The organism is Aquabacterium sp., from assembly GCF_029946005.1.
Taxonomy (GTDB): domain Bacteria; phylum Pseudomonadota; class Gammaproteobacteria; order Burkholderiales; family Burkholderiaceae_C; genus Aquabacterium.
On sequence record NZ_JAQSDR010000002.1, the window covers coordinates 129646 to 150504 of the forward strand.

The following is a 20859-nucleotide window of genomic DNA, read 5'->3' on the forward strand; positions in this document are numbered from 1 at the left end:
GTCTTGCTTGATGCCCGGAGATCACAGGTGCAAAAGGGCCTGCACGCGAAGTTGTTCGTCGGCTGCAAAGTTGGCTTTGACATAGGCACTCATCTCGGTTTTGCGCTGGGCGTCCGACAGGTTAGTGGACTTTTGCAGGCGATCCCATTCGGCTTTGGCGGCGTTCAGGCGGCGCTCCCAGTCGGCCCATTCGGCATCTGCCTTGTCCAGGCGATCGGCGGCGGCTTCGCCGTAGCGGGCGATGCGCTCAGCACGGACGGCGGCGGGATCTTTGCCCGGGGCCATCTGAGGCACCGGTTCGCCGGGGTCGGGCGGGGGCGGCAGGCCAGATTCGAGTTGGGCGTAGTACTCTTGGAAGTGCTGCTCATCTTCCTTGAAGAAGGCTTCGGCCCAGGGTTGGCCGAGGATCTGGCGGCGCACGGAGCGTTGCTCCTCGAACACCGGCATCCAGGTGCTGCGGTCAGCCTGGATGAACTTGTGGCGCCAGGCGTAGGTGCGAACTTGCCAGTATTTGTCCCAGATGGCCATGATCTGGGCAGCGAGGACCTCTCCGTTGGCACGCTTGGCCTCCTCTTGGATGAGGCCACGGACCTCTTCGATGGTGACCTCACCCAGGCCCAGGACGTAGTACTCGAAGCGGCTGCGTAGCTCCGGGCAGGGCTTGAGCTTTTGGTCGCTCACACACCAACTGCCGGCGGGCTCGGTTCCGGCGAAAGAGCCTTCCTTGAACAGGCGCACGCGCACCTGATCCGGCGTGCGCACTGGGGCGGCTGCGGCCGCGCCACTGGCCACGGTCTCTTTGGCGCCGCTGATGAGATCCCAACCCTGGGTGTCATGGCTGGCGCTCGACCGCCCAGAGGGCAAGGTTTCGGTGGGCGAGCGTTGCCAGAGCACGACGCTGCCCACCCCGATGACGACGGCGAACAACCCGGTCACCCACATTCCACGCACTTGCATCACACACGTCCTGTCAAAGCCAAGGGAATTTCCCGGCTGCCCGCATTATTCGGGCAAGTCGCGCACACCACACCCGGGAAACCTATGACGCCAAACGACAACAAGGGCCAACCTCTTGTGGAGGCGACCCTTGCCTGACTCAAAGGCTGAGGTGCTCAGCCCGGAGTATCAACCCATCACAGGAAAGCCCATTTCAGGCGGTTGGCGTGCTGCTTGTAGAACGCGGCAGGCTCTGGTGCACCCTTGCCGATGCCGCCCAGGACCTGATTGATTTCGTCCAGGTGATTCCACGGGTAATTGTCTTTGACGACCTTGCCCCAATGGCTGGAGCAACGCGACACCAGGCCGTCGTTGGCTTCGCCCTTGAAGTAGTCACCAGTGTAGGCCAGCAGCGCATCAGAGATGTCGCTGGTGTTGGTCTTGAGTGAGGTGCCCGAGAAGGAATAGAACAGGATACTGTTGCCAGCAACCTTGGCACTGCTGGGGCCTTGACCGCAGACGGTGGTGGGCGCACCAGCGGGGTACTTGGCATTGAAGGCGGCGGCGCCCGGGGCGCTCAGGGCGTTCAAGGCAACCAGCAAATTGGCATCGGCGGTAGTCTTGTTGCCGGTCAGCCAGGAGATCAGCTGCAAGCCAGCCGTGGCGGTTTGGTCAAAGGCGCCGCCGGGGGTGGTGCCCGCCAGGATGTCATCAGCGACCTTGCTGCCGAAGTGGGTACCGGCGACCGTGGAAACGCTGGCCACCATGGTCGGCACGGTGCCGGCAGCGTAGCGAACGGTGGGGCCACCATGGCTGTGACCGATCAGGTTGAACTTCTTGACGCCGTCTTTGGCGGCCCATTGCTTCATCTGCTGGATCAACTCTTCACCACGGAATTCCGTGGTTTGCGAAGGGTTGACCGAGGCGATGTAGACGGTTGCGCCGTCGTCGCGGAGGGCGCCGGGGATGGTGTAAAAGTACTGGATGCCCAGGATGTTGTCAAAGCCGATGAAGCCGTGGACCAGCACCAATGGGTACTTGGTCTTGGAGGCCGTGCCAGCGTGGGCGGCGGGGGTCATGGCAGCACCGGCCAGGGCGACAGCGGCACACACGGCGCGCATGGTGAATCCGAATTTCATTGCAAATCTCCTAGGGAAGTCACTCGCACCGTGTTGTTGCGGTGCAGTCAAGTTATGACGCAAATCGTTATATGAACGATGGAGCGAGTATTCCGTTAAATAATTGGCAAGTCGCTCGGGTTAGCCCTTGAATCCGGGGTTTGCCCACCCCGCGAATCAGTGCTCGGGGAACAAAGGCTGTCAGGCCTGCTCGTCGGCCTGGCGCCAACTCAGGGCTTTCTCGTAGAGGGCCTTGCGAGGCAGGTGGGTGACATCGGCGACCAGGCCGGCCGCCTGCTTGATGGGCAGATGCGACGACAGGGCCTGGAGCAGCGCCAGCACTTCGGTTGAGAACTCGTCAGCGGCCGCGACCGCACCGGCGGCGTGGACCACCACGACGAATTCGCCCCGGTCGCGGTGCGGTTGAGCCTTGATCCAATCGGGCAACTGGGCCACGCCCAGGGTGGCAATTTCTTCGAATTGTTTGGTCAACTCGCGGCACAGGGTGACTTGGCGGTGGGCAGCATGCGTTTGCAGGTCGCGGGCCAGATCCTCGATGCGGTGGGGGGCTTCGAACAGGACCAGGCTGCCGGGCCAGGCCAAGGCTTCGGTCAGGGCCGTGGCGCGCGCGGCGCCTTTGGCGGGCAGGAAGCCCATGAAATGAAAGCCGGTGCTGGCGGTGTCGCCTGCCACACTGAGCGCGGTGGTGACGCTGCTCACACCGGGAATGGGCACGGCGCGCAGGCCTGCCGCCTGGACCCGGGCCACCAACTGCGCGCCAGGGTCGGACACGGCGGGCGTGCCAGCATCGCTGACGTAGGCCACGCGCTGGCCTAGCTGCAAAGCTTCGATGACCTGGTGCGCGGCACTGGCTTCATTGTGCTGATGAACGGCCATCATGCGTTTATCCAGGCCCAGGTGCCGCAGCAGCCCCCCCGTGACGCGTGTGTCCTCGCAGGCGACCACGTCGGCCAGGACGAGCACCTGGATGGCGCGCAAGGTCATGTCGGCCAGGTTGCCGATGGGGGTGGCGACCAAGTAGAGCGCCCCTTTGGGATACTGCTGTCCGGCGGCGGCATGAGAAGCGGCCTGGAGCAGCACATTGGCATCGAAGGTCACAACGAAATCCCGGGGAGATGAAGCGGAGGGCCGCGCCCTGGCCTATTTGCAGGCGCAGGGTCTGGAGCTGGTTGAGCGCAATTATCGGGTGGCGCGCGGCCCCTCGGCACGCGGCGCAGAGGTAGACCTGATCATGCGCGATGATCGAGACGGCACTTTGGTGTTCGTGGAAGTGCGCCAGCGCAGTGGTGCCGCCCACGGTGGCGCGGCCGCCAGTATCGGGCGCGGCAAGCAGCAGCGCTGCATTCGGGGCGCGCGGCACTACCTGATGCAACTGAACCCCTGGCCGCCCTGCCGCTTCGACGTGGTGGCGATTGACGGCGATGCGCTGGAATGGATCGTGGCCGCCTTCGACACCTCGGCATAGCCCTTATCATCGACCTTCATGTCGGATACACCATTTCAACAGCCTTTCTCGCAACAGCCCTTCCTTGAGACCGCCGATGTGCTTTACCAGTCGGCGGATCGTCTGGCGCTGCATCTGCACTACGCCGCCCAGGCCATCACGCACACGCTGACGGCGGGCGGCAAGGTGCTGTGCGCGGGCGTGGCCGAAGCCGAATGGCTGGCGCAGCAAACCGCGTCCCTGCTGGTCAAGGGCGTGAGCCGTGAGCGCCCGCCGTTGGCCGCGCTGGCCGTGCCAGGCAAGGATGACAACCTCGTCGCGCAGGTTCGTGCCCTGGGCCACCCGGGCGACATCTGGCTGGCGTTCTCGCTGGAACGCGATGAACCCGCGTTGGTGGCGGCCACCGAGGCCGCACGTGAGCAAGATTTGACTTTGGTGCTCTTCACCGGCGAGGCCGCTTCGGTGCTGGGCCCGCTGCTGAGGGACACCGACGTCTGGGTACCTTTGCCCGGACACCAGGCGGCCCGGCTTTTTGCCGTGGCTTGGTTGGCCCTGCACAGCCTGTGCGAGGCCGTGGACACCCATTTGCTAGGAGACGTGGCTTGAAGAAAATCAACACATTGCAGAACCTGGGGCGCTTGGGCCGCTGGACGGCGCTGGCACTGGCTTTGAACCTGACGGCTGGTTGCGCGCCGCTGGTGCTGGGCTCGGCCATTGGCGGGGCGTTCATGGCCTCGGACCGCCGCACCTCTGGCACGCAGCTGGAAGACCAGGGCATCGAGATCAAGGCCTCGTCGCGCATCCGCGAAACGGTGGGCGAAAGTGGCCACGTCAACGCGACCTCCTACAACCGCCTAATTTTGTTGACGGGCGAAGTGGCCTCCGAGGCGGATCGCACCGCCGTCGAGCAAGCCGTGGCGCGGGTTGAGAACGTGCAATCCGTGGTCAACGAACTGGCCGTGATGGGCGCCAGCACACTGGGCTCACGCTCCAGCGATGTGCTGATCAAAGGCAAGATCAAGGCCAGTTTCGTGGACGCGCGCGACATGTTCTCCAACGCCTTCAAGATCGTGGTGGAGCGCGGTGACGTCTATTTGATGGGCCTGGTGACCGAACGCGAAGCGAACCGCGCGGCCGAGCTGGCCTCTGGGGTGAGCGGCGTGACCAAGGTGGTCAAGGTGTTCCAGCTGATGACGGAGGATGAATTGGCCCGCAAGCTGCCACCACCCCGACCCGCTACGGCAGCCTCCAATCCCTGATGAGGGGGTTCAGCGCAAGCGGCGGATGAGGCTGGAGGTGTCCCAGCGGCCGCCGCCCATGCCTTGCACATCGGCGTAGAACTGATCGATCAAGGCCGTGGCAGGCAGGCGAGCGCCCAGGCGCTTGGCCTCGTCCAGACAGAGGCCGAGGTCCTTGCGCATCAGGTCGACCGCGAAACCGAAGTCGAACAGGTCGTTGACCATGGTGGGACCGCGATTTTGCATTTGCCAGCTGCCGGCCGCGCCCTGAGTGATGACGCCGAGCACGGCTTGCATGTCCAAGCCTGCGGTCTGACCAAATGCCATGGCTTCTGACAAGCCTTGCAGCACACCCGCCACACAGATCTGATTGACCATCTTGGCCAGTTGGCCCGAGCCGCTGGCGCCCAGGTGGGTGACCGCTCGGGCATAGGCTTGCAAGACGGGCTGGACGCGGTGGAACGCCGCCGCCTCGCCACCGCACATGACGGTCAGCACCCCATTGAGGGCGCCCAGGTTGCCGCCCGAAACGGGGGCATCGATGAAATGCAGGCCTTGGTGGCCAGCGATTTGAGCGAGCTCGCGGGCCACTTCGGCCGAGGTGGTGGTGTGGTCGACCAGCACGCTGCCATCCGGCATGGCCCCGAAGGCACCCTCGGGGCCCACGGTGATGCTGCGCAAGTCGTCGTCATTGCCCACGCAGCTGAACACGATCTGCGCCTCGCGCACCGCCTCGCGCGGTGACACGGCCCAGGCGCCACCGTGCTCGGCGACCCAGGCCAAGGCCTTGGCCTGCGTGCGGTTGTAGACGGTGACCTGGTGACCGGCTTTGAGCAGGTGCACCGCCATGGGCGCGCCCATGGTGCCCAGGCCCAGGAAGGCCACCTTGTGCGGCACCACGGCTTCGTAGGTTTTGCTCACGGGCATCAGACGATTTTGAAGTGCTCGGTGCCTGAAGCCAAGTCGAGGCTGCGCGCGCGCTGGCTGTGCAGCTTGATCTGCAGACGCAGGTCATTGACCGAGTCGGCGTTGCGCAGGGCGTCTTCAAAGGTGATGTCGTTGTTCTCGAACAGGTCGAACAGGGCCTGGTCGAAGGTCTGCATGCCCAGCTCGCGCGACTTCTTCATGATCTCCTTGATCTCGCCGACCTCGCCCTTGAAGATCATGTCGCTGATCAACGGCGTGTTGAGCAGGATCTCGACGGCGGCCGCGCGGCCCTTGCCTTCCTGGCGGGGCAGCAGGCGTTGCGAGACCAGCGCTTTCAGGTTCAGCGACAAGTCCATCAGCAACTGGGTGCGGCGCTCTTCCGGGAAGAAGTTGATGATGCGGTCCAACGCCTGGTTGGCGCTGTTGGCATGCAAGGTGGCCATGCACAAGTGGCCGGTTTCGGCAAAGGCCACGGCGTGCTCCATGGTCTCGCGGTCGCGGACTTCGCCCATCAGGATCACGTCGGGCGCCTGGCGCAGGGTGTTCTTCAGCGCCATTTCCCATCCGTCGGTGTCGATGCCGACCTCGCGCTGGGTGACGATGCAGTTCTTGTGCGGGTGCACGAATTCCACGGGGTCTTCGATGGTGATGATGTGGCCGTAGGTGTTCTCGTTGCGGTGGTCCACCATGGCGGCCAGCGTGGTCGATTTGCCCGAGCCCGTGCCCCCCACCAGGATCACCAGGCCACGCTTGTTCATGGCCACTTCTTTCAGGATCTGCGGCAGGCCCATGGCATCGACCGACGGCAATTGCTGTGGAATGGTCCGCAGGACCATGCCCACAAAACTTTGCTGCACGAACACATTGACCCGAAAGCGCCCCACCCCGCCCGGCGAGATCGCGAAGTTGCACTCCTTGGTGCGCTCGAACTCGGCGGCCTGCTTGTCGTTCATGATCGAACGGGCCAAGGCCATGGTGTGCTGGGCCGTCAGGGGCTGGGGCGACACCTTGGTGACCTTGCCATCCACCTTGATGGCGGGCGGGAACTCGGCGGTGAGGAACAAGTCGGAACCCCCGCGCGCGATCATCAGCTTGAGCAGATCGTTGATGAATTTGGAGGCCTGATCGCGTTCCATGGCGTGAATCCCGGTGAATGTCTTAGACGACGATGGTGTTGTTGTTGTGTGGACTGTAAATCAACCGGCCGTCAGCAAGGCGCCCAAGCGCGCGCTGAGTTGGCGCATGCGCAGGGACAAGCGGCGAGCCACGCCGGCCATCAAGGCAAAGCCGAGGCGGGGCTCTTCGATGGCGAATTCGTCCAGCGCGCTGCGCGTGATGATGACCAGGGAACAGCGGCTCAGCGTCTGGCAGGACGCGAAACGCGACCCCGCGTCGAGCAAGGACATTTCACCCAAGACGTCTCCTTCACGCAGTTCGGCCAGGCGAGCCCGCTCACCGGTGGGCTGAACGCGATCGACCGCCACCAAGCCCTCCAGGATCACCAGGGCATAGTCGCCTTTTTCATCCTGAACGATCAACTCACGGCCGGCCGGGACCGTGACAAATTCGAGGTGAGCGCGCAGTTTGTCGCACTCGGCCTCGCCCATCAGGCTGGTGAAGGTGTCGTCGGACCAAGCTTTGAGCAGCAAGGCCACCCCCACCTGCGGATCCAGGCTTTGGGCGCCCACGGCCAGGGCGCGCGAGGTCCAGGCCGAAGCGGCGCGCGAGGTTTCGGGCCGCTCCATGAACTGCGTGGAGAAGAACCCTTCGTCGTCGGCTTCGCGCTCGGAAAAGGTATCGCCAGGGCTCGTGCTTTTGAATCGATCCAGCAAACGTCTCATGTCAACCCGGGAAGTTCTCAGGCGACTTGGCCCTGGAGCGGGCTTCGGCGGGAGAAATGAGGTTGCGGCGAACCAGGTCGGACAGGTTCTGGTCCAGCGTCTGCATGCCGGCGTTGTTGCCGGTCTGGATGGCGGAATACATCTGGGCGATCTTGTTTTCGCGGATCAGATTGCGGATGGCGGCATTGGCCACCATGATTTCGTGGGCGGCCACGCGGCCCGTCCCGTCCTTGAGCTTGCACAGCGACTGCGAGATCACCGCGACCAGCGATTCGGACAACATGGCGCGGACCATGTCTTTTTCAGCAGCAGGGAACACGTCGACCACACGGTCAATCGTTTTGGCGGCACTGGAGGTGTGCAGGGTGCCGAACACCAAGTGGCCGGTTTCAGCGGCCGTCAGGGCCAGGCGGATGGTTTCCAGGTCGCGCATTTCGCCCACCAGGATGCAGTCCGGGTCTTCGCGCAGCGCTGAGCGCAAGGCGTTCGAGAAGCTCATGGTGTGCGGCCCGACCTCGCGCTGGTTGATCAGGCATTTTTTGGACTCGTGCACGAATTCGATCGGGTCTTCGACCGTCAGGATGTGGCCGTATTCAGACTCGTTCAGGTGATTGACCATGCCAGCCAACGTGGTCGACTTGCCGGAACCGGTGGGGCCGGTGACCAGCACCAGGCCACGCGGCTTGAGCGACAGGTCGGCAAAAATCTTGGGCGCGTTGAGCTGCTCCAGCGTCAGGATCTTGGACGGAATGGTCCGGAACACGGCGCCAGCGCCCCGGTTCTGGTTGAAGGCGTTGACCCGAAAACGCGCCAGCCCCTGGATCTCGAAGGAGAAGTCGCATTCCAGCGTCTCTTCGTACATCTTGCGCTGGGCGTCGTTCATGATGTCGTACACCATCTCGTGGACCTGCTTGTGGTCCAGCGCATCGACGTTGATGCGCCGCACATCGCCGTGCACCCGGATCATGGGGGGCAAACCCGCCGACAAGTGCAAGTCAGACGCTTTGTTCTTGACCGAGAAGGCGAGAAGTTGGGTGATATCCATGGATGATTGGGGCCGGGATTTCTTTGACAGACCATTATGGCGACGATCACCAGCAAGCTACAACTCGTGCAAAGCCGAATAACGCAGGCTTGTTCAAAAGTGGACCGTCCGGCCGATGGTGTCACATTGCTGGCCGTCAGCAAGACCTTTCCGGCGGCCGATGTGCGCGAGGCTTTTCAGGCCGGACAGCACAGTTTTGGCGAAAACTATGTGCAGGAAGCGGTGGACAAGATGGCCGAGCTGGCAGACTTGCGTCCTCAGATCGAATGGCATTTGATCGGCCCGCTCCAGAGCAACAAGACCCGCGTGGTGGCCGAAAACTTCGATTGGGTGCACACGGTGGACCGCCTGAAGATTGCCCAGCGCCTGAGCGACCAAAGACCCACTCACCTCCCGCCGCTGCAGGTCTGCGTGCAGGTCAACACCAGCGGCGAAGCCAGCAAAAGCGGCGTCGAACCGGCTGAGGCCCTGGCCCTGGCGCAAGCCGTGGCCCAACTGCCCCACCTGCACTTGAGGGGGGTGATGGCCCTGCCCGCGCCCAGCACCGACGCATTCACCCAACACCAGGCGCTGAAAAAGATACGAGAAGTGTTCGATGAACTGCGTGATCACGGGTTAACACTGGATACTTTGTCGATGGGCATGAGCACCGACCTCGAAATGGCCGTGGAACAAGGGTCAACCATGGTACGAATTGGCTCGGCCATCTTTGGACAACGCTGACGGCGCAGATAAGATCACGCCCTGAAGAAGGCGCCATGGATCACCAATCTCCGCATTACCTGTTAGTTGATGATCACAGCCTCATCCGTGAAGGGATGATGCACGCCATCAGAGGCCTGCAACCGCTGGCGCGCTTCTCGCAGGCCAACACCTGCCGCAGCGCCCTGTCACACCTGGCCAACTCGGCCGCCGACCCCATCGATGCGGTTCTGCTGGACCTGGGCTTGCCCGACAGCAGCGGCGTGGACACGCTCAAGCACGTGCGCCAGGTGGCCACCACGCAGCGCATCGGCATCATCACGGGCAGCACCGACGCGCAACTGGCGCTGGAGTGCATCCACCACGGCGCCTCGTGCTTCATCCCCAAGCTGGGCGAGCTGGATGGCTTCATGACGGCGCTGCAGGCCTTGGTCGAGGGGCGGCTGCACTTCCCGGCCGACCTGTTGTCCAGCCCGGCGGCCACCCTGCCCGATTCGCCAGACCTGCTGCCCAGCATCAAGCTCACGCCTCGTCAGAAAGACGTGTTGACCTGGATCACGCGCGGCTGCTCCAACCCGGTGATCGCCACGGCCCTGGGCATCAGCCCCGAGACCGTGAAGCTGCATGTCAGTGCCATCTTCCGGGCCTACAAGGTGCACAGCCGGACCCAACTGGTGCTGCTCTGCTCACGCCAAGCGCCTGCTGAGGAGCAGCTACCGTGAGTTGGTGGCGCGGCTCCCTCAAGGGGCTCGCGCCCATCGAGTCCCGGATTGACCTGCAATTGCTTCAAGACAGCTGGCGCATCACGCCCGGCTCGGTCTTGCCGCAGATCCCCGCCCTGTTGTTGTTGGCCTGGATGGTGAAGGACTCGCCGCTGCCGCGCTGGCATTGGGTCGCCCCGGCCATCGGCCTGCTGATCGTGTGGGCCATCGTGGGGCTGATGGCCCGGCAGTTTCAGCGCTTTGGCATCGCCGCCTCGGGCTACCGCACCTGGCGCGCCACCCTGGTCGGGTGGCATTTGCTTCAAAGCGTGTTCTGGGGTTTGATGGGCGTGGCCTTGCTGAGTGTGGCCACCCCGAGCTGGAAGATGAGCCTGGTGGCGGCCGTGGTCGTGTATGGCTACACCTTGATGCTGGTGCTGGTGCACGACTGGATCGTCGGTTTTTTTGGCAGTTTTCCGCTGCTATTGCTGGTCAGCATGCGCCTGCTGGTGGACCACGAGGACAGCTCCGTCTACCTGGCCGTGGTGCTGCTGCTGTCCATGATCACTTGCATGTTCATCTCCTCAGGCATCAGCCGCCGCCTGCGCGAAGGTGCCCTGCTGCGCCACGAAAACGCCGCCCTGGTGCTGCAACTGCGCCATGAGATCAACCAGGTCACGCTGGCCAAGGCCCTGGCCGAGGGCGCCGACCGGCAAAAGAGCGAGTTCTTTGCCGCCGCCAGCCACGACCTGCGCCAGCCCCTGCACGTGATGATGCTGCTGACCAACGCCCTCACCCCCTGGGTGCCCAAGGCCGAGGGGCAGGACCTGTTGTCCAAAATCAGCACCTCCCTGCGCTCGCTGAGCACCTTGTTCGAGCGCATGTTCGACGTGGCCAGCATCGACGCCGCCCGGGTCGAACACCAACCCCAGGCCCTGGCCCTGTCGACCTTGTATCGGCGCCTCGACCACGAATTCGCGGTGCTGTGCCACAACAAGGGCCTGAGCTGGCAGGTGGACGCCACCGATGCATGGGTGCAGGCTGATCCACACCTCACCGAGCGCATCCTGCGCAACCTGCTCAACAATGCCGTGCGCTACACCAACCAGGGCCGGGTTCGGCTGCGTGCCCGGGTGCGGGGGCGGTGGGTTCTCTGCCAGGTCTGGGACAGCGGCGTGGGCGTGGCTCCCGAGCACCGAGAACGCATTTTTGACGACTATTTTCAGGCCCACACCACGGCGCGCCGTTCAGGCGAGGGCCTTGGACTGGGGCTGGCAGTGGTGCGTCGCCTGGCCCGCCTGGGCCGCGTTCAGGTCACCGTGAGGTCAAAGCTGGGGCGCGGATCGTGTTTTTCACTGCGGCTGCCGCTGCGCGAGGCCATCGCGGCACCATCGTCAAACTCGATCGGCGCCGGTCAGGACGCGCCTAAAGATCCGAATCAGCGCGGCGTGGTGGTGGTGATCGACGACGAGCCGCAAGTGCTGGAGAGCATGGCACTGGTGCTGCGTCAGAACGGCTGGCAGGCCGCCACCGGACACACCCCGGAGATCGCGGTGGAAGCCGTGGCCGCGCTTCAAACCTCCGGCGAGATGCCCTTGGGCGATCTGCCCGTGGCCGTGATCAGCGATTACCGCCTGGGCTTGACCATCACCGGCCTGGAGGCCATCGCCCAATTGCGCTACGAATTCGGCGAAGACCTGCCCGCCTTCCTGCTGACGGCCGACGCGACCGCCGACCTGGGATCGCGCGCGGCCAGCGTGGGGGTCACGCTGCTGCGCAAACCACTCAACCCGAGCGAGTTGATCCGCATCCTGGATGCGGCATGATCACGCCCCATGAGCACTTCTTCTTTTGACATCGCATTCATCGGCGGCGGCAACATGGCCACCGCCATCATCGGCGGCCTGCTGCGGCAAGGACGCGCGGCCAGCGGCATCCTGGTCATCGACCCCAGCGAAGACCAACGCCTGCGACTTCAGCAAACACTGGGCGTGACTGCCCTGCCCTTGCCCGACGGGGCGCTGTCTACCGTGTCCACCGTGGTTTGGGCGGTGAAGCCGCAGCAGTTCAAGGACGCGGCGGCCGCGTGCGCCGCCCACACCAGCCAGGCCCTGCATTACAGCGTGATGGCCGGTCTGCGCACCAGCGACATGGCCCGGCTGCTGGGCACTCCGCGCGTGGTGCGTGCGATGCCCAACACCCCGGCCTTGGTCGGGCAAGGCATCACGGGGCTGTTTGCCCGGCCCGAGGTCAGCGAGGCAGAAAAGCAGGCCGTGCAGGACATGGTGGCGCCCACCGGCCAATGGCTTTGGGTGAAACAGGAAAGCGACCTGGACGCCGTGACGGCGCTGTCGGGCTCGGGTCCGGCTTACGTGTTCTATTTCATCGAGGCCATGGTGCAGGCGGCGGCGGACATGGGCCTGGATGCCGAGCAAGGTCGCGCCTTGGCCTTGGCCACCTTTGCGGGCGCCACAACCTTGGCGTCGCAATCGACTGAGCCGCCTTCGGTGCTGCGCGAGCGGGTCACGTCCAAAGGTGGCACCACTTACGCGGCGCTGAGCAGTCTGGAGGCCAGTGGCGTGAAGGCCGCCTTCGTGTCGGCCATGCGCGCCGCGCAACAGAGGGCGGGCGAGTTGGGCGACGAGTTCGGGCGCTGAAGCTGGGTTGGCCGACGACGTTTTGAGCGCTTGATCGGTGCAACGCGGGGCGAGGGCTGGGTCAGCATCCGTCGGGGCTTCAGCTTGGTGGTCCCGCTGAAAGCGGGACTGCCTTGCGATGCTCGCGCCGAGGTGGGGCCGTGGAACTCGCTGCGCGGCCTTTGGCCGCTGCGCTCAAACAACCACGGCCAGTCAGATGACGAGGCGCGCTATCGCGCGCCCACCTCGGCGCTGTGCTTCTCAGCACCAAGCCAGGCGCCCCGCCGGATGCCGCCCCAGCCCTTGTTTCGCCCCGCTGGTGGCGCAGCACGGTTCTTTTTCGTGCCACGCCACCAGCGAGGCGATCAGGGATGAGGCGGTGGCTGGCAGGGCGACTTCGGGGGCGTCGAGGAGCGCAGCTTGGGGCGGAAAAAGGATCGTCCGTTGTTTGAGCCGAAGGCGAGTTTCGGACGATCCCCGCCCCAGGCGAGCACCGCAGAGAAGTCCATCGCGAAGCGGTGGACCGCCACCATAGGAGCCCTGCCAGCCACCGCCTCATCCCCGCCTCGCGCTCCCAGCCAAAGCTCGCCAACTCAGCCCGCCAGCGCACTGTCCAGCACCAACCCCACGAACACGCTCAAACCCAACCAGTGGTTCAGCCGGAAAGCCTTGAAGCAGCCCTCCCGGTCACGCCGACGGATCAACCAACCGTGCCAAAGAGCCTGCAAGCCAGCCGCCGCCAGGCCTGCGAAATACCAGACGCCGCGCCCAGCCTCATGGCCCACCATGGCCCAGCAGCCGATGCACAGCGCATAAAAGCCCATCACCCCGATGACATCGAAACGCCCCAAGGTGATGGCCGACGTGCGGATGCCGATCTTGAGGTCATCGTTGCGATCAACCATGGCGTACTCGGTGTCGTAGGCCAGCACCCAAGCCAGGTTGCCCACGACCAACCACCAAGCCTGCGCCGGGATGTGATCGCCCACCGACGCATAGGCCATGGGGATGCCAAAGCTGAAGGCCACGCCCAGCACGGCCTGCGGCATGGACACGAAACGCTTGGTGAAGGGGTAGATCACCGTGATGGCCAGCGCCGCGAAAGACATCGCGATGGTCAGCGCGTTGGTGGTCAGCACCAGGGCGAACGAGACCAGGGCCAGCACCGCGCCCACCGCCAAGGCCTCTTTCACCGACAGCTGCCCACTGGTCACCGGCCGCTGGGCGGTGCGTTGCACGTGGCGGTCAAAGTCCTTGTCGGCCACGTCGTTGACGGCGCAGCCCGCGCTGCGCATCAGGATGGTGCCCAAGGTGAACACCAGCAGCAGGTGCCAACCCGGAAAGCCACCCGCAGCCAACCACAAGGCGGCCAAAGTGGGCCACAGCAGCAGCAACCAACCCTGCGGGCGGTTCCAGCGGATCAGGTCCAGGTAAAGCGACCAGCGCGATCGGGGAAGGGGCAAACCAGAGGTGTTCACAGGATGGGATTATCGCGACACTGGGGCGTCATTGAAACTGACCATAATCTGCCACGGGCCGATCCTGGCCCCACCGAAAGGGATGTGCCATGAAAACTTTGTTGATGTACGACAAGCTGGTGCCGGTCAACCGAGAGCAGCACCGCCATCTGCGAGTCAAAGCCAGCGACAAGAAGCTGAACTTTGCGCGCGAAACCAATTCCGTGTTGCTGGCCGTGACCGAGCTGCCGCTGGCTGCGCTGGATTTTCCCTGCGTGTTCGTGGCCACGGGCGATCAGCACACCCTGGTGTCCGTGGTAGGCCTGCGCGACAAGGAAAACCTGCTGGTCGACGACCATGGCGCCTGGGACATGCACTGCTACGTACCCGCCTTCATCCGCCGTTATCCCTTTGTGCTGGCCGAGCAACCCGGTAGCACGCAGCTGACGGTGTGCGTGGATGAAGCCTTTGACGGCCTGAACGCCACCGACGGCGAAGCTCTGTTCGATGCCGAAGGTAAAGACACAGCCTACCTGCAGCAGTTGCAGAAATTTCTGATGGACTTCCACAACGACATGCAGCGCACCACGGCGTTTGCCAAGCGCCTGGTTGAGCTGGAGTTGCTGGTGGACCGCAACATCGACTTCAAGCTGGCCGAGCAGCACATCACGCTGAACGGCTTCAAGGTGGTCGATGAAGACCGACTGCACAAGCTGTCGCCGGACACCGTGCAGGAGCTGTTCAACAACGGCGCATTGGGCTGGATCCACGCCCATTTGCTGTCATTGAACAACGTCAACAAACTGGGCGCGCGCTTGATCCGGAAGTTAACGAACTGACGATTGTTGCTCTGGCGGCGGCGTCCAGCCACCACCCAGCGCCTTGTACAGCGTGATGTGGGCCTGCTGGCGCGCCAGTTGCGCTGAGATCAAGGCCTGCTGCGAAGCGAACAGGCTGCGCTGTGCGTCCAGCAAATCCAGTTGGCTGGCCACACCGCTGCTGTAGCGCAAGGTGGCCAGGCGCAGGCGGGCTGCTTCAGCATCGGTCTGGTTTTGCTGGGCCTGGGCCTGGTCGGCAAAACTGCTGCGCGCCACCAAGGCGTCGGCCACCTCACGGAAGGCGCTTTGCAGCGCTTTTTCGTACTGAGCCACGGCGATGTCGCGCTTGACCTTGGCGCTGTCGACCAGGGCGATGTTTCGGCCCATGTCAAAAATGGGCAGCACCACGCCAGGCGAGAAACTCCAGGCACTGCGGCCATCGCTGAACAAACCCGACAGCGAATCGCTGACCACCCCGGCGCTGGCCGTGAGGCTGATACGCGGGAACATGTTGGCCCGGGCTGCGCCGATGTTGGCGTTGGCGGAGATGAGCTGTTGCTCGGCCTGCGCGATGTCTGGCCGCTTGAGCAAGGCTTCGGACGGCAAGCCCACGGGCAGCTCGCTCAAACCGGGCCACAAGGCATCACGCACCAGGGCAGACACGGCTTGCGGGTCTTCCATGGCGCTGGCGGTGGGCAGCACAGGCGCAGGCGGCAGCAGGTCCGCCGGGGCGGTCTCACCCAGCAGCAGGTTGAGGGCGTTGGTGTCCTGCGCCAGTTGACGCTGCGCCTGCGCACGGCTGATGCGCGCGGCTTCCAGCACCGATTGCGTCGAACGCAAATCCAGCTCGTTGAGGACGCCGTTGTCGAACTTGAGTTGCTGCAGCTTCATCGAGCCTTGGCGCGCCTGCAAGGTTTGCTCGGCCAGGGCCAGCTGCCAACGGTCGGCCCAGATGGCGTAGTAGGTGTTGGCCACCGCAGCCACCAGGCTGATGTGAGCGGACTTGCGGGCCTCTTCCGTGGCGAACAGTTGCGCGCTGGCAGCGGCACTGAGCGCGCGCAAGCGGCCAAACAGGTCCAGCTCGAAGGCAGTGATGGTCACGCCGCCCTGGGCCACCGTGGTGACCGGGTAAGGCGCGATCGTTGAAGGCTGGCGCGTTCCGGTGATCGAAGCGTTCAGCGTGGGCAACTGGTCCGCGCGCGTCACCTGGTACTGGGCCCGCACCTGCTCGATGTTGAGCACGGCCACGCGCAGGTCGCGGTTGTTCTCCAGCGATTTGCGGATCAGGCCCTGCAGACGGGCATCCGGGAAGTAGGTGCTCCAGGGCAGCTCCGTGGCCTGGACCGCCGCGGCATCAGCCGCAGAAGCGGCAGCAACCGGCGCCTGAGGCCAGTCGGTGGCCACCGGCGCATCGGGGCGCTGGTAATTGGGCGTCAGCGAGCAGGCGCCCAGGGCCAGGATGGCCGCCAGGGCCAGGGTTGATTTGACAGCAGTGAATTTAGTCATGAGGGACGACCTCTGCCTCGGAGGCGTTGGGGGTCTTGGGGTGTTTGGAGCCCTTGTTGAGCCACGTCATCACCACCACAAAAAACACCGGCACGAAAAACACCGCCAGCACCGTGGCCGCGATCATGCCACTCATCACGCCCGTGCCGATGGCGCGCTGCGCGGCTGAACCTGCGCCGTTGGCCAGCACCAGGGGCAACACGCCCAGGATGAAGGCCAGCGAAGTCATGATGATGGGGCGGAAACGCAGGTGACAGGCTTGCAAGGTGGCCTCGATGAGGCCCATGCCCTTGTCGTGCAGCTCTTTGGCGAATTCGATGATCAGGATCGCGTTCTTGGCCGACAGGCCCATGATGGTGATCAAGCCCACCTTGAAGTACACGTCGTTGGGCAGGTCGCGGAACGACGCCCCCAGCAAGGAGCCGAGCAAGCCAAGCGGCACCACCAGCAGCACCGCCAGCGGGATGGTCCAGCTTTCATACAAGGCCGCCAGGCACAGGAACACCGCCAGCAGCGAGAAGCCCAGCAGCAGGGTCGCTTGCGAGCCCGACAACTTCTCTTCACGCGACAGGCCGGTCCATTCGATGCCGATGCCTTGGGGCAACTGCTTGGCCAGGGTCTCGATCTCGTCCATGGCCTGGCCCGTGCTGAAGCCCTTGCCCGCGTCGCCCGACAGGCGCATGGCGGGGTAGCCGTTGTAGCGCACCGCCTGCATCTGGCCGGTGATCCAGCGCGTGGTCGCGAACGAGGACAGCGGCACACTTTGGCCTTGCGAGTTCGTCACGTTGAGCTGCAGGATCTGGTCGGCCTGCATGCGGTCCTTGGCCTCGGCCTGCACCACCACGCGTTGCAGACGCCCCTGGTTGGGGAAGTCGTTGATGTAGCTGGAGCCCAGCGCCGTGGACAAGGTGGCGCTGATCGCGTCGAAGCCGATGCCCAGGGCGTTGGCCTTGTCGCGGTCGATGTCCACCTGCAACTGCGGCGCGTCTTCCAGGCCATCGGGGCGGACCCCGGTGACCTTGGGATTCTGCGCCAGCATGCCCAGCATCTGGTTGCGCGCGGCCAGCAAGGCAGCTGGGCCCAGGCCAGCACGGTCTTGCAAGCGCAGCGAGAAGCCGGTGGCATTGCCCAGTTCACGGATCGGCGGCGGGTTGAGCGGGTAGATGAAGGCATCGCGGATGCCCATCAGCGAGCCAAAGGCTTTGCCCGCCAGGTCCTGCGCCGAGTGACCAGCGCCCTTGCGTTCGTCCCAGTCTTTCAGGGTCACGAAAGCCAGGGCGGCGTTCTGGCCCGAGCCGGAGAAGCTGAAGCCCACCACACCGACCACCGACTGCACCTCCGGTTGCTTGAGGAAGTAGTTCTCAACCTGCGCGATCACGGTCTCGGTGCGGTTGGAGGTGGCACCCGGCGGCAACTGCACGTTGACGATCAGGTTGCCCTGGTCTTCGCTGGGCAGGAAGGACGAAGGCATGCGCACATACAACCAACCCACCACGCCCACCAACACGGCGTACACGATCAACATGCGGCCACCGCGCTTGACCAGCTTGGCGATCGAGCTTTCATAACCATGCGTGGTGGCGGTGAAACGGCGGTTGAACCAGCCGAAGAAGCCGCGCTTTTCATGGTGCCCCTCGGGGATCGGCTTGAGCAAGGTGGCGCACAAGGCGGGCGTCAGCGACAAGGCCAGGAAGGCCGAGAACAGCATCGACGACACCATCGACAACGAGAACTGCCGGTAGATGTTGCCCACCGAGCCACTGAAGAAGGCCATCGGGATGAACACCGACACCAGCACCACGGTGATGCCGACGATGGCGCCACTGATCTGGCCCATGGCCTTGCGCGTGGCTTCCAGTGGCGACAGGCCTTCTTGCGCCATCAGACGCTCGACGTTCTCGACCACAACGATGGCATCGTCCACCAGGATGCCGATGGCCAGCACCATGCCGAACATGGTCAGCACGTTGATCGAGAAACCCGCCACCGACATGACACCGAAGGTGCCCAGCAGCGCGACCGGCACCACCAAGGTGGGGATCAACGTGTAGCGCAGGTTCTGCAAGAAGATGAACATCACCACGAACACCAGCGCCACGGCCTCGATCAGCGTTTCAACCACCTGGCTGATGGAGATCTTGACGAAGCCCGAGGTGTCGTAGGGGATGGAGAAGTCCACGCCCTTGGGGAAGTACTGCTTGAGCTCGGCCATGCGCTTGCGCACAGCTTCGGCAGTTTGCAGCGCATTGCCGGTGGGCGACAACTGCAGGCCAATGCCGCTGGCGGGCTTGCCGTTCAGGCGGGCATAAGTGCCATAGGTTTGCGCGCCCAGTTCGATGCGGGCCACGTCGCGCATGCGCACCACGGCGCCATCGGTCTTGGCGCGCAGCACGATGTTGCCGAACTGCTCCACGTTGGCCAACTGGCCGGTGACCACCACGGTGGCTGCCACAGTCTGCTCCACGATGTTGGGCCGCTCGCCAATACCACCCGCGGGCACCAAGGTGTTTTGCGCCCTGATGGCGTTGTTGACATCGGCGGCGGTCAGGCCGAAGGACACCAGCTTGGCCGGGTCCACCCAGATGCGCATGGCACGCTCGGTGCCAAACAACTGCGCCTGGCCAATGCCGGGCACGCGCTGCAACTCGGGGATGACGTTGCGCGAAGCGTAGTCACCCAGGAACACGGGGTCCAGCTCCGGGTTGGTGGACGACAGCATCACGAACATCAAGAAGTTGCTGCGCGATTTGTCGACCCTCACGCCTTGCTGCGTCACCGCCGCCGGCAAGCGCGGCGAGGCACGCGCCAAGCGGTTCTGCAATTCCACCTGGGCCAGGTCGATGTTGGTGCCGGGCTCGAAGGTCACGGTGATAGAGCCCGTGCCATTGGCCTGGCTGACCGATTCCATGTAGGCCAGACCTGGCGCGCCGTTGAGCTCCTGCTCGATGACGCTGACCACGCTGTCGTCCAGCGTCTTGGCCGACGCACCGGGGTAAGTGGCGCTGATCACAATGGAAGGCGGCGCCACCGTGGGGTACTGGGCAATGGGCAACTGGGTGATGGCGACACCGCCAAACACCACAATGAACAAGGCGATCACCCACGCGAAGATGGGCCGGTCGATGAAGAAGCGAGGCATGTCAGGCTCCCTCAGCGCGAAGCGGCTGCATCCGGCGCAGACGCAGGGGCCGGCGCGGCACCCGGCACCGCCGTGGGCCGCCAGGGCACGGCCTTGACCGGCGCCTTGGGATTCATCATCTTCTGGAAGCCATCAACCATGACCTGCTCGCCAGACTTCAAGCCGCTCAGCACCACCCACTGGTTGCCCTTGGCGCCACCCAGCTTGACCGGGCGGGGTTTGACCATGCCATCGGCACCCACCACCATCACCGTGTCGCCCTGGGTTGATCGGGTCACCGCCTGCTGGGGCAGCAAGATGCCGCCATCCACCTGGGCTTGCTCAAGACGCACGCGAACGTACAGGCCAGGCATCAAGGCGCCGTCGGGATTGGGCACCTCGGCGCGCAGTGACACCTGACCCGAGGTGCTGTCCACGCTCAGGTCAGAGAACAAGAGCTTGCCGGGTAATGGGTACTCGGTGCCATCGTCCAGCAGCACGCGCACGCTGGCGGCTTGCCCACCGGCGCGCTTGAGCTTGCCTTGGGCCATGGCCTGCCTGAGCTTGAGCACCTCGGCCGCCGATTGGGTGAAGTTGACATACAGCAGATGGGTTTGCTGGATCAAGGCGAGTTGCGTGGCATCGCCCTGCCCAACCAGCGCGCCTTCAGTGACCAGCGCCCGGCCAATGCGGCCCGAGATGGGCGCGGTGACCGTGGCGTAACCCAGGTTGATGCGCGCGGTTTGCACGGCGGCCTTGGCCGCAGCCACATCCGCTTGCGCCTGGCTTTGCGCCACCTGGGCGTTCAAAAACTCTTGCGGGCTGATGGCCTTGGCGGCCTGCAGCGGCTGGTAGCGACCCACCAAGGCCGTGGCCTGGTTCAAGTTGGCTTCGACCTTGGCCTGCGAAGCCAGCGCGCTGTCAAGCACCGCTTTGAAGCTGCTCGGGTCGATCTGGAACAGCACCTGCCCAGCCTTCACATCGGAGCCTTCCACAAAGTTTCGTTGCTGCACGATGCCGGCCACGCGGGCACGGACCTGCGCAATGCGCGAAGCCTCCAGCCGACCTGGCAACTCGGTGATGATGGGCACGGTTTGCGGTTGCACGGTGATCACGCCCACCTGGGCCGGTGGCATGCCACCGCCAGGTGCTGCGGGAGGCGCTGCCGCTTTGGGCCCGCAAGCGGCGAGCAGGGAGGCGGTCACGGCCAGCACGGCCCACGCGCTGCTGCGCTGAATCATTCCCTTGTCATGGCTCGCCATGGATCACCTCTTCAAAAAATACTTGTCTGGTCAATCAATTTGGCAACTATACATACATTCTTGTATGTATGAAATGAAATCGGTCACAA

The 20859-nt window shown here is 64.3% G+C and carries 19 protein-coding genes; 8 read left to right on the forward strand and 11 right to left on the reverse strand.

Annotated elements, in window-relative coordinates; genetic code table 11:
• Nucleotides 1-21 precede the first annotated feature (21 nt).
• The 3 genes from PSV38_RS00980 to rsmI form a co-directional block, all read right to left on the reverse strand.
• Nucleotides 22-957 (reverse strand): lipase secretion chaperone, encoded by a 936-nt coding sequence (locus PSV38_RS00980; protein WP_300543804.1) that lies wholly within the window; start codon nt 955-957, stop codon nt 22-24.
• A 176-nt stretch (nt 958-1133) separates the two neighbouring features.
• Nucleotides 1134-2075 carry a triacylglycerol lipase gene (locus PSV38_RS00985; RefSeq protein WP_300543806.1) on the reverse strand — a complete coding sequence of 314 codons (942 nt, stop codon included), beginning with the start codon at nt 2073-2075 and terminating at the stop codon, nt 1134-1136.
• A gap of 180 nt (nt 2076-2255) precedes the next feature.
• Entirely contained in the window at nt 2256-3173 is a 918-nt protein-coding gene (gene rsmI / locus PSV38_RS00990) for a 16S rRNA (cytidine(1402)-2'-O)-methyltransferase (RefSeq protein ID WP_300543808.1), read from the reverse strand.
• Here rsmI and PSV38_RS00995 point away from each other — a divergent pair.
• The 3 genes from PSV38_RS00995 to PSV38_RS01005 are packed head-to-tail and all read left to right on the forward strand — an operon-like array spanning nt 3157 to nt 4778.
• On the forward strand, nt 3157-3540 hold the full coding sequence (locus PSV38_RS00995) for a YraN family protein (protein WP_300543810.1): 384 nt from the start codon (nt 3157-3159) through the stop codon (nt 3538-3540). The genes rsmI and PSV38_RS00995 overlap by 17 nt on opposite strands.
• Nucleotides 3541-3558: 18 nt before the next feature.
• Nucleotides 3559-4125 (forward strand): SIS domain-containing protein, encoded by a 567-nt coding sequence (locus PSV38_RS01000; RefSeq protein WP_300543812.1) that lies wholly within the window; start codon nt 3559-3561, stop codon nt 4123-4125.
• A 5-nt stretch (nt 4126-4130) separates the two neighbouring features.
• Nucleotides 4131-4778: a BON domain-containing protein gene (locus tag PSV38_RS01005; RefSeq protein ID WP_300544320.1), complete on the forward strand. Its 648-nt coding sequence runs from the start codon at nt 4131-4133 to the stop codon at nt 4776-4778.
• 9 nt (nt 4779-4787) lie between these two features.
• Here PSV38_RS01005 and PSV38_RS01010 read toward each other — a convergent pair whose 3' ends face one another.
• Genes PSV38_RS01010 through PSV38_RS01025 form a run of 4 tightly spaced genes read right to left on the reverse strand, consistent with a single transcriptional unit; the run spans nt 4788 to nt 8570 of the window.
• Nucleotides 4788-5687, reverse strand: a complete 900-nt coding sequence (locus PSV38_RS01010) for an NAD(P)-dependent oxidoreductase (protein WP_300544322.1) — start codon at nt 5685-5687, stop codon at nt 4788-4790.
• Nucleotides 5684-6820: a PilT/PilU family type 4a pilus ATPase gene (locus PSV38_RS01015; RefSeq protein WP_300543815.1), complete on the reverse strand. Its 1137-nt coding sequence runs from the start codon at nt 6818-6820 to the stop codon at nt 5684-5686. The genes PSV38_RS01010 and PSV38_RS01015 overlap by 4 nt, the downstream gene beginning before the upstream one ends.
• A gap of 60 nt (nt 6821-6880) precedes the next feature.
• The gene (locus PSV38_RS01020; protein WP_300543817.1) at nt 6881-7525 is read right to left on the reverse strand and encodes a Crp/Fnr family transcriptional regulator; all 645 of its coding nucleotides are present in this window, start codon (nt 7523-7525) and stop codon (nt 6881-6883) included.
• A 1-nt stretch (nt 7526) separates the two neighbouring features.
• Nucleotides 7527-8570, reverse strand: coding sequence for a type IV pilus twitching motility protein PilT (locus tag PSV38_RS01025; RefSeq protein WP_300543819.1), 1044 nt, complete (start codon nt 8568-8570; stop codon nt 7527-7529).
• Nucleotides 8571-8606: 36 nt separating this feature from the next.
• Here PSV38_RS01025 and PSV38_RS01030 point away from each other — a divergent pair, with 36 nt between their 5' ends.
• Genes PSV38_RS01030 through proC form a run of 4 tightly spaced genes read left to right on the forward strand, consistent with a single transcriptional unit; the run spans nt 8607 to nt 12630 of the window.
• Nucleotides 8607-9293: a YggS family pyridoxal phosphate-dependent enzyme gene (locus PSV38_RS01030; RefSeq protein WP_300543821.1), complete on the forward strand. Its 687-nt coding sequence runs from the start codon at nt 8607-8609 to the stop codon at nt 9291-9293.
• A gap of 35 nt (nt 9294-9328) precedes the next feature.
• Nucleotides 9329-9994, forward strand: coding sequence for a response regulator transcription factor (locus PSV38_RS01035; RefSeq protein ID WP_300543824.1), 666 nt, complete (start codon nt 9329-9331; stop codon nt 9992-9994).
• On the forward strand, nt 9991-11799 hold the full coding sequence (locus tag PSV38_RS01040; protein WP_300543827.1) for an ATP-binding protein: 1809 nt from the start codon (nt 9991-9993) through the stop codon (nt 11797-11799). The genes PSV38_RS01035 and PSV38_RS01040 overlap by 4 nt, the downstream gene beginning before the upstream one ends.
• Before the next feature lie 9 nt (nt 11800-11808).
• Nucleotides 11809-12630: a pyrroline-5-carboxylate reductase gene (gene proC / locus PSV38_RS01045; RefSeq protein WP_300543830.1), complete on the forward strand. Its 822-nt coding sequence runs from the start codon at nt 11809-11811 to the stop codon at nt 12628-12630.
• A 572-nt stretch (nt 12631-13202) separates the two neighbouring features.
• On the opposite strand, the gene ubiA is transcribed toward proC, so the two are convergent.
• A complete protein-coding gene (gene ubiA, locus PSV38_RS01050) occupies nt 13203-14087 on the reverse strand; it encodes a 4-hydroxybenzoate octaprenyltransferase (protein WP_300543833.1) in 885 nt (294 codons plus the stop codon).
• Between the two features lie 89 nt (nt 14088-14176).
• Between ubiA and PSV38_RS01055 the strand changes: the two genes are divergently transcribed.
• Nucleotides 14177-14905 (forward strand): SapC family protein, encoded by a 729-nt coding sequence (locus PSV38_RS01055; protein WP_300543836.1) that lies wholly within the window; start codon nt 14177-14179, stop codon nt 14903-14905.
• Here the strand turns inward: PSV38_RS01055 and PSV38_RS01060 are convergent.
• From PSV38_RS01060 to PSV38_RS01070, 3 genes are read right to left on the reverse strand one after another with little or no spacing between them, the layout of a single operon-like run.
• Nucleotides 14894-16390 (reverse strand): efflux transporter outer membrane subunit, encoded by a 1497-nt coding sequence (locus PSV38_RS01060; protein ID WP_300543839.1) that lies wholly within the window; start codon nt 16388-16390, stop codon nt 14894-14896. The genes PSV38_RS01055 and PSV38_RS01060 overlap by 12 nt on opposite strands.
• On the reverse strand, nt 16383-19529 hold the full coding sequence (locus PSV38_RS01065) for an efflux RND transporter permease subunit (RefSeq protein WP_300543841.1): 3147 nt from the start codon (nt 19527-19529) through the stop codon (nt 16383-16385). Before PSV38_RS01065 ends, PSV38_RS01060 begins: the two co-directional genes overlap by 8 nt.
• 11 nt (nt 19530-19540) lie before the next feature.
• Complete coding sequence (locus PSV38_RS01070) at nt 19541-20770, reverse strand: efflux RND transporter periplasmic adaptor subunit (protein ID WP_300543844.1); 1230 nt, start codon at nt 20768-20770, stop codon at nt 19541-19543.
• Nucleotides 20771-20859: the final 89 nt, after the last annotated feature.

Bases quoted from the DNA above. Each gene is read 5' to 3' on its own strand.
- PSV38_RS00985 (WP_300543806.1), bottom strand. From the start codon at position 2,075: ATGAAATTCGGATTCACCATGCGCGCCGTGTGTGCCGCTGTCGCCCTG.
- PSV38_RS01070 (WP_300543844.1), bottom strand. From the start codon at position 20,770: ATGGCGAGCCATGACAAGGGAATGATTCAGCGCAGCAGCGCGTGGGCC.
- PSV38_RS01060 (WP_300543839.1), bottom strand. From the start codon at position 16,390: ATGACTAAATTCACTGCTGTCAAATCAACCCTGGCCCTGGCGGCCATC.
- PSV38_RS01020 (WP_300543817.1), bottom strand. From the start codon at position 7,525: ATGAGACGTTTGCTGGATCGATTCAAAAGCACGAGCCCTGGCGATACC.
- PSV38_RS01025 (WP_300543819.1), bottom strand. From the start codon at position 8,570: ATGGATATCACCCAACTTCTCGCCTTCTCGGTCAAGAACAAAGCGTCT.
- PSV38_RS01035 (WP_300543824.1), top strand. From the start codon at position 9,329: ATGGATCACCAATCTCCGCATTACCTGTTAGTTGATGATCACAGCCTC.
- PSV38_RS01000 (WP_300543812.1), top strand. From the start codon at position 3,559: ATGTCGGATACACCATTTCAACAGCCTTTCTCGCAACAGCCCTTCCTT.
- PSV38_RS00980 (WP_300543804.1), bottom strand. From the start codon at position 957: ATGCAAGTGCGTGGAATGTGGGTGACCGGGTTGTTCGCCGTCGTCATC.
- proC (WP_300543830.1), top strand. From the start codon at position 11,809: ATGAGCACTTCTTCTTTTGACATCGCATTCATCGGCGGCGGCAACATG.
- PSV38_RS01015 (WP_300543815.1), bottom strand. From the start codon at position 6,820: ATGGAACGCGATCAGGCCTCCAAATTCATCAACGATCTGCTCAAGCTG.
- PSV38_RS01055 (WP_300543836.1), top strand. From the start codon at position 14,177: ATGAAAACTTTGTTGATGTACGACAAGCTGGTGCCGGTCAACCGAGAG.
- PSV38_RS01065 (WP_300543841.1), bottom strand. From the start codon at position 19,529: ATGCCTCGCTTCTTCATCGACCGGCCCATCTTCGCGTGGGTGATCGCC.
- PSV38_RS01030 (WP_300543821.1), top strand. From the start codon at position 8,607: ATGGCGACGATCACCAGCAAGCTACAACTCGTGCAAAGCCGAATAACG.